Genomic DNA, 14,737 nt, shown 5'->3' with positions numbered 1-14,737 from the left:
TGACCTTTTGATTGAAAAATTTAGAAGCACTAAAGCCCACTCCTGTCCCTTTGCCGGGGTCTCGGGGCGCGGGGGACGGTGCCGCGTGCGAAAACGGAGAGTGGTCATGGCAGACAGCACCGGCAAGTTCGGCGTTGGGTCAGTGCATCCCGGCATTCCGAATCGCCGACAATTCTTCCAGCTCGGCGCGGGCGCCGCAGCGGGGTGGACACTTTCAGGTAACGCGTTTGCGCAGACCGAACGCCCAACCAATCCGCCGGACAAGCCGCGCGGGCAGGTGATCGCCGCGCTGTCGCAGGAGCCGACCGTCTTTCATCCGCTGATGCCGGGCATCGAGGTCGACCAGGGCCTCTGGTGGCAGGTGTTCTCACCGCTCTGGTTCATCGAGCCCGACGGCAAGTTCGTCCCCGATCTCGCGCGCGAAGTGCCGACCATCGAGAATGGCGGGCTGTCGGCCGACGGCCTGACCTGGAAGATCAAGCTGCGCAGCGACGTGAAGTGGCACGACGGCACGCCGTTCACGGCCGAGGACGTCAAGTTCTCGCTGGAGCTGAACAACAATCCCGATTTTCGCGCCCGCAGCCGCGTCGGCCACAGCCTGGTGAAGGACATCAAGATCGTCGCGCCCGACGAGATCCATTGGCGAATGGAGGCTCCCTATTCGCCTTACATGTCGATCCTGTCGCTCACCTTCATCGTGCCCAAGCACATCCTGGACAAGGTGCCGGACCCGAACGCCTCGCCGTTCCACAACGCGCCTGTCGGCACCGGGCCGTTCCGCTGGGGCGAGCGCGTGCCCGGCGACCACATTCAGTTGAATGCTCACGCCGGCTATCACGGCAAAGGACCTTACGTCGAACGCGTGGTTTTCAAATACATTCCCGATCTCACCGTGCTCTACACCCAGTTCCGCACCGGCCAGGTCGACTACACCGGCCTGCAAGGCATCCTGCCGAACTTCGTGCAGGAGGCGAAGACGCTGAAGGGCCGCAAGATCTTCGTCTCGTCGACGTCCTCGGTGGAGCATGTCGCGCCCAATCTCGAATTCGGTCCCTTCGCGGACCGCACCGTGCGCGAGGCGCTTTATCTCGCGATCAACAAGCAGGCGATCATCGATGCGCTGAACTACGGCCTGCCGACGCAGACCGAGAGCTTCGTGCCGCAGCAGGCGTGGTCGTTCCAGCAGGGCTTGCCGCAGCACAAATACGATCCGGCCAAGGCCAACGCGCTGCTCGATGCCGCGGGATGGGTTCGCGGCTCCGGTGGCGTGCGCGAGAAGGGCGGCGTCAAGCTCGAATTCACCAACTCGACGACGTCAGGCAATGCCGTGCGCGAGCAAACCCAGCAGCTCCTGATCCAGGACTGGCGCGCGATCGGTGCCGCGATGCGCGTCAACAACATGCCGGCGGCCGTGATCTGGGGCGACTTCTGGCAGCAGTCGAAGTTCAATTCGGTGATCGTGGGCGTGAACTTCATGCTCGGCAGCGATCCTGATGTGACGCCGCGGTTCGGCTCCGGCGCCACTCCCGCCAAGGGCGGCCGCGGTTACAACACCTATCAATACCAGAGCGTCGAGGCCGATCGGCTGCTCGCGCAGGGTGCCAAGCAATTCGATCTCGCGGAGCGCAAGACAACCTATGGCGATTTGCAAAAGCTCATCCGTAACGACCTCGCCATCCTGCCGCTGTTCCAGGGCTTCATCGCCGAGGGCGTGAAGGAGGGGCTGCAGGGCTTCCGTCCCAATATCAACACCTCGATCAACTGCTGGAACATCCGCGAATGGTACTGGGCCTGATGCCTCTCGCCCGCGAGATCATCTGAGATGGCCCGTTACGTCGCCAATCGCCTGGCGCAGGCGATCATGCTGCTGGTGATCGTCTCCGCGATCGGCTTTGCCATCCTGCATCTGGCGCCCGGTGGTCCACTGTCGCAGTTCGCGGCCTCCGCGCAGATGACGCAGGAGGATCTCGACCGCGTCACCAAACAGCTCGGCCTCGATCGCCCGCTGCCGATCCAGTATCTCGACTGGTTCGGCCGCATGCTCAAAGGCGACTGGGGCAAGTCGTATCGCGACGGCGAGGCGGTGCTGTCGGTGATCACTTCGCATCTCGGTGCGACGCTCGAGCTGATGGCGACGGCGACCATCATCGCGGTGCTGCTCGGCTGCTGGATCGGCGTACTTGGCGCGCTGCGCCGCTATTCGCTGTTCGACACGCTCGCCACCGTCGGCGCCATGATCGCGCTGTCGATCCCGACCTTCTGGTTCGGCCTCGTCACCATCTACGTGTTCTCGGTAAAACTCGGCTGGCTGCCGGCCGGCAACCGGCAGACCGTCGGCGACGGCTCCTTCCTCGACCTGCTGCATCACCTGATCGCGCCGGCGCTGGTGCTGGCGCTGGTCGAGACCGCGATGTGGGGCCGCTTCATGCGCTCCTCCATGCTGGAGGTGATCAACCAGGACTACATCCGCACCGCGCGCGCCAAGGGCATGCTGGAATGGCGCATCCTCACCGTGCACGCGCTTCGCAATGCGCTCTTGCCGATGATCACGGTGGCCGGCCTCCAGTTGCCGACGCTGCTCGGCGGCGCGCTGGTCGCCGAGACCGTGTTCACCTGGCCCGGCATGGGCCGGTTGTTCCTGGATTCCATCGGCTACCGCGACTATCCCGTGGTGATGGGCATCCTGATGTTCTCGGCAACCATGGTGCTGATCGGCTCGCTGCTCGCCGACATGCTCTATGCCGTCGTCGATCCACGCATCCGGGTGGGCTAGGAATGACGGCTGCGACCCTCTCCTCCGTTCAGCTCGCGCCCGGCCAGGCCGCCTGGCGGCGCTTCCGCCGGCATCGCCTCGCACTCGCGGGCGCCGTGATCATTCTGGTGCTCGTCCTCGGCTCGGTGTTCGGTCCTTATCTGCTGCCGTACGACGACACCTATATCGACATCATGAAGCGGTTCGCGCCGCCGCTGTCGGGCGCGCATATCCTCGGCACCGACGAGCTCGGCCGCGACGTGCTGGCGCGTCTGATGATGGGCGGACGCGTCTCGCTGTCGATCGGCATCGTCGCGATGGTGCTCGCGACGGCGGTCGGCATCGCCGTCGGCGCCTTCGCCGGCTTCTATGGCGGCGTGATCGGCGCGGTCCTGATGCGGTTCGTCGATGCCGTGCTGTGCTTCCCGACCATCTTTCTGCTGCTCACGCTCGCGGCCCTCACCGAGCCGGGCCTCTTCACCACCACCGTGCTGATCGCGGCGACCGCCTGGATGTGGGTGGCCCGCGTCGTCGAGGCCCAGGTGCGCTCGCTGCGGGAACGCGAGTTCGCCGTTGCGGCACTCGCCTTCGGCTCGTCGAACCTGCGGATCATGTTCCGCGAGCTCGTGCCCAATGCGGTCGCGCCGATCGTGGTGGCGGCGACGCTGAACGTCGCCAAGGCGATCCTGCTGGAATCCTATCTCAGCTATCTCGGCTACGGCATCCAGCCGCCGGCCGCGAGTTTGGGCAACATGCTCAACAACGCGCAGATCTATCTCACCAGCGCGCCCTGGCTCGCCATCGCGCCGGGCCTCGTCATCACGCTTGCCGTGACCAGCTTCAACTTCCTCGGCGACGGCCTGCGCGATGCGCTCGACCCGCGAATGAACATCTCATGACGAGCAAGAATTCGATCGAACTGAAGTGCAGGAGTGCATCATGTCCCCGCCGCTCAACCGTATAAACAGCGACGAACGCCTGCCGGCACAGGCGGATGTCGTCGTCATCGGCGGCGGCGTCATCGGCGTGTCCGCGGCCTATCATCTCGCAAAGAAGGGCCTTTCCGTCGCGCTGGTCGAGAAGGGCCATGTCGGCGGCGAGCAGTCGAGCCGCAATTGGGGCTGGTGCCGCCAGCAGGGCCGCGCGCGCGAGGAAATTCCGCTCGCCCGCGAGGCGCTGCTTCTGTGGGAGGACATGCAGAACGACGCCGGCGTCGATGCCGGCTTCCGCCGCACCGGCGTGCTGTTCCTGACCAAGAGCAAGGACGAGCTCGCAAGCTGGGAGCGCTGGGCCGCGGTCGCGCGCGAGATGCAGGTCCACTCGACGGTGCTGACCCCGGCCGAGGTCGCCGCGCGCATGCCCGGGAATACCGACACATGGGTCGGCGGCCTGTACACGCCGAGCGACGGCCGTGCCGAGCCGTCGATGGCCGTGCCCGCGCTCGCGACTGCCGCGCGAAAGCACGGCGTCACCATCCATCAGGGCTGTGCCGCGCGCGGGCTGGAGACGACAGGCGGAAAGGTCAGCGCCGTCGTCACCGAGAGGGGCACCATTCGCACGCAAGCCGTGCTGCTGTCGGGCGGCGCGTGGTCGTCGCTGTTCTGCCGCCGCCACGGCATCGAGCTGTCGATCGGCCTCGTCAACGCCACCGCATGCCGGACCACGCCGGCACCGGAGATCACCTCGGGCGCGCTCGGCACCGATCTCTACTGCATCCGCCGCCGTCTCGACGGCGGCTTCACGCTGGCGCTGCGCAACCGCGGCACGGTCGAGCTGTCGCCCGATCTGTTTCGCTACGCGCGCACCTTCTGGCCGACCTATCTGCATCGCAAGAACGGACTGAAACTCTCGTTCGGCAAGTCGTTCTTCGACCAGATCGTGCGCGGCACGAGCTGGAGTTTCGACAAGCCGTCGCCGTTCGAGACCGAGCGTGTGCGCGATCCCGAGCCCGACATGTCGCTGGTCAATGCGGCGCTGGCCTCGCTGATCAAGGCGAACCCGGAATTGAAGGACATCGAAATCGCCGAAGCCTGGGGCGGCACGATCGATTGCACGCCGGACACGATCCCGGTGATCTCGCCGGTGGACGCCCTGCCGGGCTTCTTCCTCGCGACCGGCTTCTCCGGCCACGGCTTCGGCATCGGCCCCGCGGCCGGCAAGCTTGCCGCCGACATTGTCACCGGCGCGACGCCGCTGGTCGATCCCGCGGCCTACAGCCACAAGCGCATGATCGACGGCCGGCGGCTCGCGCCGGTCAGCCCGTTCTGAGGGGCCGCATGACGGTTCTCTACAAGGCCAACATGGTGCGTGGCGCCGAATGGGCGCGCTTCTTCGCGGAGCGCGCGCCCGACGTCCCGTTCCGGCTCTGGCCCGACATCGGCGATCCCGCCGAGGTGCGTTATCTCGTGGCGTGGGTGCCGCCGGACGACATCGCGACGACGTTCCCTAACCTCGGGCTGGTCTTCTCGGTCGGCGCCGGCGTCGACCAGTTCGACGCCACGAAAGTTCCGGCACATATTCCGCTGGTGCGCATGCTGGAGCCCGGCATTGCCGAGACCATGGTGGAATACGTCACCATGGCCGTGCTCGCCCTGCATCGCGACCTCCTGCACTTCATCAATCAGCAGAAGGAGCAGGTCTGGCGCGAGATCCGGATCACGCCGGCCAAGCGTCGGCGTGTCGGCGTGATGGGGCTCGGCCAGCTCGGCCAGGCCGTGCTCGAACGCCTCAGGTCATTCGACTTCCCGCTGCTCGGCTGGAACCGCTCGCCGCGCGAGATCGCGGGCGTCACCTGCTACGCCGGTGCGGAGGCGCTGCCGGAATTTCTCGCGAAGGCCGACATCCTCGTCTGCCTGCTGCCGCTGACCGATGAGACCCGCGGCATCCTCAATGCCGATCTGTTCGCGCGCCTGCCGCGCGGGGCTTCGCTCGTCAATGTCGGCCGCGGCCCGCATCTGGTCGAAGCCGATTTTCTCGCCGCACTCGACAGCGGTGCGTTGTCGGGTGCGGTGCTCGACGTCACAGATCCCGAGCCGCTGCCCGCGGGACATCCGTTCTGGAGCCATCCGCGCATCCTGCTGACGCCGCACAATGCCAGCATGACGACGCCGGACACGGCCGTCGACTTCGTGCTCGACGTGATCGCACGCCACCGGCGCGGCGAAGAGCTGCCGGGACGCGTCGATCGTAGCCGTGGTTACTGAGGTGATGATGGGAACATCAGCGCAGCTCCGGGCTCCTCTTACCTCTCCCGCTTGCGGGAGAGGTTGCGCCAAAGGCGCGGGTGAGGGCTCTCTCCTCTTGGGGGATCTCGCTAGTGGATGCACCCTCTCCCCAACCCTCCCCCGCAAGCGGGGGAGGGAGCGCAGCTTTTCCGTGGCTGGCCTCGGGGTCTACGCATGAGCAAAGGCGCACATGCATCTAACCCAGTCGTTGCCGACACGCAGGCCCCGGTGCTGTCGGTCTCCGGCCTCACCACCTCCTTCATGCTCGAGCGGCAATGGATTCCTGTCGTCCGCAACGTCTCCTTCGACGTCGCGCCGCGTGAAACCGTCGCGATCGTCGGCGAATCCGGTTCGGGCAAGAGCGTCACTGCGCTCTCGATCATGCGGCTGATCCCGCAGGAGATCGGCCGCGTCGAGGGCCGCGTCATGCTGGCCGGGCGCGATCTGACGGCGCTGCCCGAGAGCAGCATGAAGGACATCCGCGGCAACGACGTCGCCATGATCTTCCAGGAGCCGATGACGAGCCTCAATCCGGTGCTCACCATCGGCTTCCAGATCGCGGAAGCGCTGATCCAGCATCGTGGCCTGTCGCGCGCGGCGGCCGAGGCCGAGACCGTCCGCCTGCTCGATCGCGTGCGCATTCCCGCGGCGAAATCCCGCTTCCACGAGCATCCGCATCGCTTCTCCGGCGGCATGCGCCAGCGTGTGATGATCGCGATGGCGCTCGCCTGCAAGCCGAAGCTCCTGATCGCGGACGAACCGACCACCGCGCTCGACGTCACCATCCAGGCGCAAATCCTGGAGCTCTTGAAAGAGCTCCAGGAGGAGGAGGGGATGTCGATCCTCTTCATCACCCACGACATGGGCGTGGTTGCCGAGATCGCCGACCGCACCGTGGTGATGTATGGCGGGCAGGCCGTGGAGACGGACGCCACCGCGCGCATCTTCGCGGAGCCCTCGCATCCCTATACAAGGGCGCTGCTCGCGGCGGTGCCGCGCCTCGGCTCGATGGACGGTCGTGCGCGGCCGATGCGCTTTCCGATCGTGGACAAGGTGACGGGCACTTCGGACGAGCCGACCGAAACACCGGATACGGTCTCCGTCGCCGAGCGCCCGCTGCTCGAAGTCGCGGGCCTCACCACGCGCTTTCCGATCCGCTCGGGCCTGTTCGGCAAGGTCTCTGGCCGCGTCCATGCGGTCGAGAACATCTCCTTCACCTTGCGCGCCGGCGAGACGCTGGCACTGGTCGGCGAATCCGGATGCGGCAAGTCGACCACGGGCCGCTCGATTCTCAAGCTGACGGAGCCGGACAGCGGGACTGTCCTGATCGACGGTCAGGACGTCCTCGCCATGAACCGCCGCACCTTGCGCGACTTCCGCAAGCAGATGCAGATCGTGTTTCAGGATCCGTTCGCGAGCCTCAATCCGCGCATGTCGGTGGGAACGGCGATCGCGGCCCCGCTGCTCGCCAACGGCCTTGCCACCGCCGCGCAGGCGCGCGAGAAGGTCGCCGATCTGCTGGTCCGTGTCGGCCTGACCGCCGACATGGCCGCGCGCTTTCCGCACGAATTCTCCGGCGGCCAGCGCCAGCGCATCTGCATCGCGCGCGCGCTCGCGCTTGGACCAAAACTGATCGTTGCGGATGAGGCGGTCTCTGCGCTCGACGTCTCGGTCAAGGCGCAGGTCGTGAACCTGATGCTCGATCTCCAGGCCAGCATGGGCCTCGCTTACCTCTTCATCTCCCACGACATCGCGGTGGTCGAGCGCATGAGCCACCGCGTCGCGGTGATGTATCTCGGCGAGATCGTCGAGATCGGGCCGCGTGCGTCCGTGTTCTGCAATCCGCAGCATCCCTACACGAAGAAGCTGATGGCCGCGGTGCCGGTGCCCGATCCATCGCGCCGCGGCACTCGCCGCGAAGCCTCCAACGACGAGATTAGAAGTCCGGTGCGCGCACCGGATTACCAGCCGCCCGTGCGGCAATATCGCGAAGTATCGCCAGGACACGTCGTCCAGGTCTGGGGCGAGGAGTGGTCGGCCTGACTGCGAGCTTCACGTGTCCTCCGGAAATCGTGACCGGATGGAGCAACAGGAAGCAGCGGTATGTGAACCGCTTCATAGTCCATCACTCTCTTCTGAACTACCACTCCCGTAAGAAATTGCCGCACCCGGACCTGATTGACGAACGCGGGTGAGATGCAATGCCTGCGCAGCCGCGTGCTCGCAGCTTTGGGCTCCTCGTCTTGCTCACGAGCAAGCCAGCCCCATCACTCAGCAAGACTTTTCGAAATTGGAATCGAGGGCATCGAGAAACTCGTCCAGGCAGATTCTATTTGGGGTCAGCCAGTAGGGCTGCCAATTACTCAGAAGGAGGCCCCCAATGAAGATTAGCAGCGCAATTTCCAGCGCATTCTCCCTCAAAAGGCACGTCGGCAGTCTTGGGATCGCCCGTTCCAGTCTGATCAAGTCGGCCCATATCCTTGAAAGAATTGGGCTTGCGGCCGTTGGGGCCTCTTGCGGCCTTTACGTGGGGGCGACCCTGTTGCGTCAGAAAGGCGGACTGTTTGAAAGCGGCTGGATTGTGCTGCTGACAATGCTCTACGGAGCTGTCAGCTATTATGTCGGAATTGATTTGTCCGGCAATGTCGCACGGAAGCCGACATCGAGCATCTCGGAAGAATGGTCCGGCTCCGAGCCGGCTGAGATCATGAGTGCGGCGGGAACATTCGGCGCGGCCATTGCCGCAACTCTGTCCGTCAGCATCCTTGTCCTTGATCAAAATCTACCCAACGGCCTGATAGGTTTTGTCGCCGGCTGCTGGGTGGTTGGTTCTTCGCTCCAAGTCGCGGCGGGAACGATGGCACGCAACCATGAAGTGCCGATGGGCAAGGAATGAAGACGGCTATGCTCACGGAAAGGCGTGTGCTCGGCGTCGCGACGTGGGCACAAGCCAGCCTGAATGCGAATAGCTGACAGCTCATCGCAACCGTTGTCGCCCAGCGTCGCGGACAGACGACTTTGAGTAGCGCGGTCTTTCGCATCGAGCAATGTCGCTGCCTCGAAGCGGTGCCGGTACCGAGCAACCTAAGTTGTCGCACAGCAACAAGACGTGCCATCGTGGTGGCGTTGGGATATTGTCCCCGCGCGCCGTGGTCCAAAATTCTGCGAACCGCCAACCGCGCGATCGGTGGAGCCCATGCAGATTGCGGAGTGGCTCAATACGCTGGGGCTTGGGCAATACGCAGAGCGTTTTGCCCAGAATGGGATCGACATGGGCGTCCTTCCCGAATTGATGGACCAGGACTTCGAAAAGATCGGCGTCCTGCTCGGCCATCGTCGCAAGATGCTTCGCGCTATCGCCGACCTCGATCCAGCCGCGTTGATCGCATCGCGGGCGCCTCCTCATGACGCGGAGCGGCGTCATCTCACCATGATGTTTTGCGATCTGGTCGGCTCGACTGCGCTCTCGGCGCGTCTCGATCCCGAGGATATGTGGGAAGTGATCCGGGCCTACCGCGCCGCCTGCGCGAGCGTCGTTGCTGCTTACGACGGCAGGATTGCCAGGTTCGTCGGCGACGGGATACTGGTCTATTTCGGCTATCCCCGCGCCCATGAGGATGATGCCGAGCGGGCAGTGCGGGCGGGCCTCGACGCCATCTCTGCGATTGGGCAACTCAGGACGGGCACTGACGAACGGGTTGAACTGCGGATCGCAATCGCGACCGGGCTCGTGGTGGTCGGCGACCTCATCAGCGGAGATGCGTCGGAGGAGCACGCAACGGTCGGCGATACGCCAAATCTCGCTGCGCGGCTCCAGAGCCTGGCCGAACCGGGAGCGGTCGTCGTTGCCTCGTCGACGCGCAGGCTGCTTGGCGATCTCTTCACGTTTCGCAATCTCGGCCGCCGTGAGGTCAAGGGAATAGACGAACCCATCGCAGTCTGGGCGGTGGAGGGAGCGACCGCATCGGAGAGTCGCTTCGAGGCGGTCCGCGCCGCGCGCTCGATCGGCTTCGTCGGCCGCAAGCAGGAGATCGAACTCACGCTCTCGCGCCAGCATCTGGCATGGCAAGGCCACGGCCAGATAGTATTGATTTGCGGCGAAGCAGGCATCGGCAAGTCGCGCTTCGTCGCAACGCTGTGCGAAAGCCCCGCGTTGGGGGCGCACCGCCGGGTGCGATATCAATGTTCGCCCTACCACACCAATAGCGCGCTTCATCCCTTTGTCGCGCAGCTCGAGCGCGCCGCCGGCATCCGCTCGCACGACACGCCGGGGCAAAAGCTTGAGAAGCTCGAGGCGATGCTGGCTCTTGGAACGCAGCAGGTTGCCCAGGCGACGCCGCTCATTGCGGCTCTCCTGTCGATACCAACCGGCGAGCATTGTCCGCCGCTTGGCCTGAGCCCGGCGCAGCAGCGGCGACAGACATTTGCCACCCTGCTCGATCAGCTCGAGGGTTTGGCGCGAGAACAGCCCCTGCTGATCATCTGCGAGGACATGCATTGGGCCGATGCCACGACGCTTGAATTGTTCGACCTCGCGGTCGACCGGATCAGGGGACTGCCGATCCTCGTGCTCATGACATCCAGGCCGGAATTCGAGCCTTCGTGGTCGGGACTTGCCAATGTCAGTCTGTTGCGGCTCGATCGATTGGACCGACAGGACACACGTGCGCTGGTCGAGCAGGTGACCGTTGGTCGCGAGCTGCCACGCGAGATGATGAAACGGATCATCGACAAGACGGATGGCATCCCGCTCTTCGTCGAGGAACTGACCAAGATGGTGCTGGAGTCCGGATTGCTCGTCGAGGATTCCGGGCGCTATCGCCTCGATAGTCCACTCCCGCCGCTCGCCATTCCGGCGACGCTGCAGGATTCGCTGATGGCGCGGCTCGATCGACTGGCTCCTGTGAAGGAGGTGGCGCAAATAGGCGCCGCCATCGGCCGCGACTTCTCGTACGCGCTGCTGAGATATGTGGCGGGACGCGATGATCTGACGTTGAGTGCAGCGCTGGCGCAACTCGAAGAGGCGGAACTGCTGGTGCGTCGCGGGGCTCCGCCCGAAGCAAATTATAGCTTCAGGCACGCTCTCGTTCAGGAGGCAGCGTATGAGGGCCTGCTCAGGAGCAAACGGCAGGTGCTTCACAAGCGCATCGGCGATGCCCTGCGCGAGAAGTTTCCCGGCGTCGCCGAGACCGAGCCGGAAGTTCTGGCGCATCACTTCACCGAGGCGGGGCTGAGCGAGGATGCCCTCGAATGGTGGCGCAAGGCGGGCCAGCAGGCGCTGAGACGCTCGGCCTATTCCGAGGCGATCGCCCATCTCGGCAAGGCGGTCGCGATCGCGGATGAGCTGCCTGACGATTCCCGCCGGATGATGGGGAGGCTGCATCTTCAAATCGCATATGGCCGTGCATTGCGGGGCAGCCTCGGTCACAGCGCACACGAAACGGTCGCCGCATGGACGCGCGCCCGACGGTTCGCAGCCGACATCGATGATCCCGTCGAACTTGCGCCGGTTCATTCGGGGCTCTTCAATGCATGCCTGACCCACGGCGAGCTCGCTCCGATGCGGGAGCTGGCGGATGCCATCAGGAGCGCCGCCGACCGACGACCGGACTCGCCGGTCGCCGCGGTCGTTGCACATTGGACAGGTGGGGTCACCTCCTGGTTCGGGGGTGACTACCTGAACGCGAGGGTTCATCTCGAGCAGGCACTGGATATCTATGGTGCGGAACCGGATCCATCGACGTTCAGGGCATCCGCGCTGGATCTGCCGTTCGTGATCATGAGGTTCCTTGCCCTGGTGCTTTGGCCGCTCGGCGGGATCGCTCGCGCGCGCCGGCTCGCCGCCGAAGCCGTCAGGGCTTCCGGAGAGCAGCGGGCGCTTTCCCGGGCCAATGCGCTCGTTCACCGCGCCGTGTTCGACGGACTACGCGGGGGCATGTTGCAGCAGACCGAGACGATCCTGGCGCTCGGTCTCGCGCGCGATCACACGATGCCGCTGTATGTGGCCGCCGGCACCTATCTGAATGGGCTGGCCAAGTGGCGTGCCGGCGACCGCATGGCCGGACAGACGGAAATGCGTCGCGGCTGGACCCTGCTGCACGAGAATGACTGCTACCTCTGTGAGCCGTTTTGGGGGATGCATGTCGCCATGGCGGACGCAGAGTCGGGCCAACTCGAAAACGGGCTGGAGACCTTGAGCGAATTGATCGCATGGACGGGGCAATCCGGTCAGCATTGGCTTGATGCCGAGCTGCATCGCGTCTACGGGGAACTCTTGTCGCGTCATTCCGACGAATCCAGCGCCGAAAATGCTCTCAAGCGAGCGCTCAACATCGCACGACACCAACAGGCGAAGACTTTCGAGTTACGCAGCGCACTTGGACTTGCACGCCTGCACAGGAAAAATGGCCGAACGGGCGCGGTCTCCGAGGTGCTCGCTCCGGTCCTTTCTGAATTCGATGTGGAACGAAATCTTCCCGAAGTCGAAGAAGCGATAGAGCTGCTCGGGTCCGAGCACTAGAGCGTTTTCGAGCGAAGTGGATACCGGTTCGCGTGAAGAGAACGCGTCAAGACAAGAATGTAGAGCTTCGGTTCTGATTCAATTAGAACCGAAGCTCTCGGCACGGCTGCGAATCCTTTCGAGAACGCACGATGAAATCGCGCAGGAATTTGCCCGAGCAGGTTAGCGCTGCTGTCCTTCACCGGGCCCGAGCCTGTGACATCACGCTGAAATCACGATGAAATCATCTCGTGGCGTTCGGCGCGAGGCCCGCCGCGACAGCTTCGTGTTATGCGGTATTACTGGACCGTCGGCCGGCGATCTCCGATAGTGTGCGAATCTCGGGAGGGCCGGCGAAGACGAGCGTTACGGATGGGTTTATCGAAATGACACAAGCAGGCGTCTACGGGCAGAGGCTCGGGCGTGGCCTTCACGTCAAGGAAGCGCCGGTTCTGATCACGCGCTCGCTGCGCAGCGCCGAGCTCGCGGTCACGGAAGTGCGCAATGACAATCCGACGCCGGATCTCTCCGGCTCTTTGCCGGCTGAAGATGCGTACCTGGTCAGCCTGAAACTCCGCGACTATCCCGCTTGCGAATGTTGGGAGGAGGGCCGCCACGTCGCCAAGGAGGATATTCGTGCAGGTGCGACCTATCTGTACGACCTCAAGCGCGATCCGCGCTATGTGATCGACAAGCCGTTTCACTCGCTATTCTTCTATCTGCCGCGCTCGGCCTTTGGCGACATCGCCCGTCAGCCGAGTGCGCCGCGCGTTGGCGAGCTCAGCTACGCGCCCGGCGTGGGACATGACGACGGAATCATCCGTCATATCGGCGCCACCTTGCAGCAAGGACTGCATCGCCCGGACGAGACCAACCAGCTTTTCGTCGATCACATGATGCTCGCGCTCACCGCCCACGTCGCCCAGGCCTATGGCGGGTTGAAGCCCGCGGCAGAGCCGAACCGCGGCGGCCTCGCGCCGTGGCAGGTGAAGCGCGCATGTGACCGGCTCGACTCCGATCTCTCGGGCAAGGTCGCGTTGCAGCAGCTCGCGGCCGAGCTCGGCCTTTCGGTCAGCCACTTCTCACGCGCATTCCGGATCTCCACCGGCCTGCCGCCGCATCAATGGCTGCTCCAGCAGCGGGTGAAGGCGGCCAAGCAGCTGATGACGGTCCGCGACCTGCCGTTGTCGGAGATTGCGATCTCGGCCGGATTTGCCAATCAGAGCCATTTCACGCGGGTGTTCTCGCAGATGGTCGGCGTCAGCCCGGGCGCGTGGCGCCGCGAAACGCATGGCGGCCCGGGCGACGAGAAGTAATCAGCGGCGCTTCGCCAGCGAGGTCGCGTAGGCCGCGCGGCGTGCCGCGAAAATCTCGTCCTGGGGATGGCCGATGCCGTCGGCGAGATTGGCCGGATTGAAGATCGTCCCGTCGCAGGCCTCATCGGCTTCAAGACTGGTGATGACGATCGTCCCCAGTCGCAGCTCCTCGCGATTGTCCTCGTCGGGCCATCGCAGGGTCACGTCCAGGATGGGATCGCCCGGACGGTCGAGCAGGACCATCACGTTGAAGCGGACGTCGCCGGCTGCGATCTGCCGCGCGAGATCGTCATGCAGGAAGTCGGCGGACTTCACCCTGGCCTCGTCCTCGCTCAGCGTGATGTCGCCGCCGACGGGCGCGATCCTGAACTTGATGAACCGCGTCTCACCCGCGGCATTCGTCGCTGGAAATGCGTGTACGCCCCAATAGGTCGTGCCGGCGAAGCTTGCGGGCAGCCGGCGTGCGGCGATGTATTTCGCCTGGTTCAGCGTTTCCGGATTGGCTGCGGAGAACGCCTTGACCTTCTCCATATCGGGCGTGCCGTCCACGCCCGGAATGCGTGCGCTCAGGAACGCCAGCATCTGGTCGGGTGTCCGTGCAAAATGCACCGGCGCGCTCTCCGCCAAAATATCCGAGCGATGATCGGCATCGCCAAGCTTGAAGCTGAAGCCGCGCAGCACGAGGTTGTTGGTGTCGGCCACGTCCGGATTGCCGCCGCCGATGGAAAAACGCGCCAGCACGCGCGAGGGCTTTGTGAAGCTGAGCGAGCGCGTGATCTCTCCGGCGCGCTCGGACGGGGTGTAGGTGCCGCGCACGCACCGGCCCTTGGCAAAGCTTGCGCGCACCTTTGGCGGATTGCCCGCGACCGCCTTCAGTGCATCCACGATCGCAGCCGGCGTTGCGGCAGGGGCTGGCAATTCGGACATGGCAAAGCCTCCGGCTCGA

10 protein-coding genes are annotated in these 14,737 nt (G+C 64.7%); 9 read left to right on the top strand and 1 reads right to left on the bottom strand.

Features of this window, described 5'->3' with window-relative positions:
- Window positions 1-106: 106 nt before the first annotated feature.
- From I3J27_RS29120 to I3J27_RS29080, 9 genes are all read left to right on the top strand, one after another.
- Window positions 107-1,795 carry a peptide ABC transporter substrate-binding protein gene (locus I3J27_RS29120; RefSeq protein ID WP_270162316.1) on the top strand — a complete coding sequence of 563 codons (1,689 nt, stop codon included), beginning with the start codon at window positions 107-109 and terminating at the stop codon, window positions 1,793-1,795.
- 27 nt (window positions 1,796-1,822) lie between these two features.
- The gene (locus tag I3J27_RS29115) at window positions 1,823-2,773 is read left to right on the top strand and encodes an ABC transporter permease (RefSeq protein WP_270162315.1); all 951 of its coding nucleotides are present in this window, start codon (window positions 1,823-1,825) and stop codon (window positions 2,771-2,773) included.
- A 2-nt stretch (window positions 2,774-2,775) separates the two neighbouring features.
- The gene (locus I3J27_RS29110) at window positions 2,776-3,651 is read left to right on the top strand and encodes an ABC transporter permease (protein WP_270162314.1); all 876 of its coding nucleotides are present in this window, start codon (window positions 2,776-2,778) and stop codon (window positions 3,649-3,651) included.
- A 40-nt stretch (window positions 3,652-3,691) separates the two neighbouring features.
- A complete protein-coding gene (locus tag I3J27_RS29105; RefSeq protein ID WP_270162313.1) occupies window positions 3,692-5,020 on the top strand; it encodes an NAD(P)/FAD-dependent oxidoreductase in 1,329 nt (442 codons plus the stop codon).
- A gap of 8 nt (window positions 5,021-5,028) precedes the next feature.
- Window positions 5,029-5,955 (top strand): 2-hydroxyacid dehydrogenase, encoded by a 927-nt coding sequence (locus I3J27_RS29100; RefSeq protein ID WP_270162312.1) that lies wholly within the window; start codon window positions 5,029-5,031, stop codon window positions 5,953-5,955.
- Window positions 5,956-6,150: 195 nt separating this feature from the next.
- Window positions 6,151-8,019 (top strand): ABC transporter ATP-binding protein, encoded by a 1,869-nt coding sequence (locus tag I3J27_RS29095; RefSeq protein ID WP_270162311.1) that lies wholly within the window; start codon window positions 6,151-6,153, stop codon window positions 8,017-8,019.
- A 337-nt stretch (window positions 8,020-8,356) separates the two neighbouring features.
- Complete coding sequence (locus tag I3J27_RS29090) at window positions 8,357-8,872, top strand: hypothetical protein (protein ID WP_270162310.1); 516 nt, start codon at window positions 8,357-8,359, stop codon at window positions 8,870-8,872.
- A gap of 300 nt (window positions 8,873-9,172) precedes the next feature.
- Window positions 9,173-12,496 carry an adenylate/guanylate cyclase domain-containing protein gene (locus I3J27_RS29085; RefSeq protein WP_270162309.1) on the top strand — a complete coding sequence of 1,108 codons (3,324 nt, stop codon included), beginning with the start codon at window positions 9,173-9,175 and terminating at the stop codon, window positions 12,494-12,496.
- A 365-nt stretch (window positions 12,497-12,861) separates the two neighbouring features.
- The gene (locus tag I3J27_RS29080) at window positions 12,862-13,791 is read left to right on the top strand and encodes a helix-turn-helix domain-containing protein (RefSeq protein WP_270162308.1); all 930 of its coding nucleotides are present in this window, start codon (window positions 12,862-12,864) and stop codon (window positions 13,789-13,791) included.
- Here the strand turns inward: I3J27_RS29080 and I3J27_RS29075 are convergent, their stop codons facing one another.
- A complete protein-coding gene (locus I3J27_RS29075; protein ID WP_270162307.1) occupies window positions 13,792-14,718 on the bottom strand; it encodes a catalase family peroxidase in 927 nt (308 codons plus the stop codon).
- Window positions 14,719-14,737: the final 19 nt, after the last annotated feature.

This window comes from Bradyrhizobium xenonodulans, from assembly GCF_027594865.1.
In the GTDB taxonomy this organism is placed as follows: domain Bacteria; phylum Pseudomonadota; class Alphaproteobacteria; order Rhizobiales; family Xanthobacteraceae; genus Bradyrhizobium; species Bradyrhizobium xenonodulans.
Note: the sequence above shows the minus strand (reverse complement) of the source record. Positions and strands in the feature narration are given on the sequence as shown.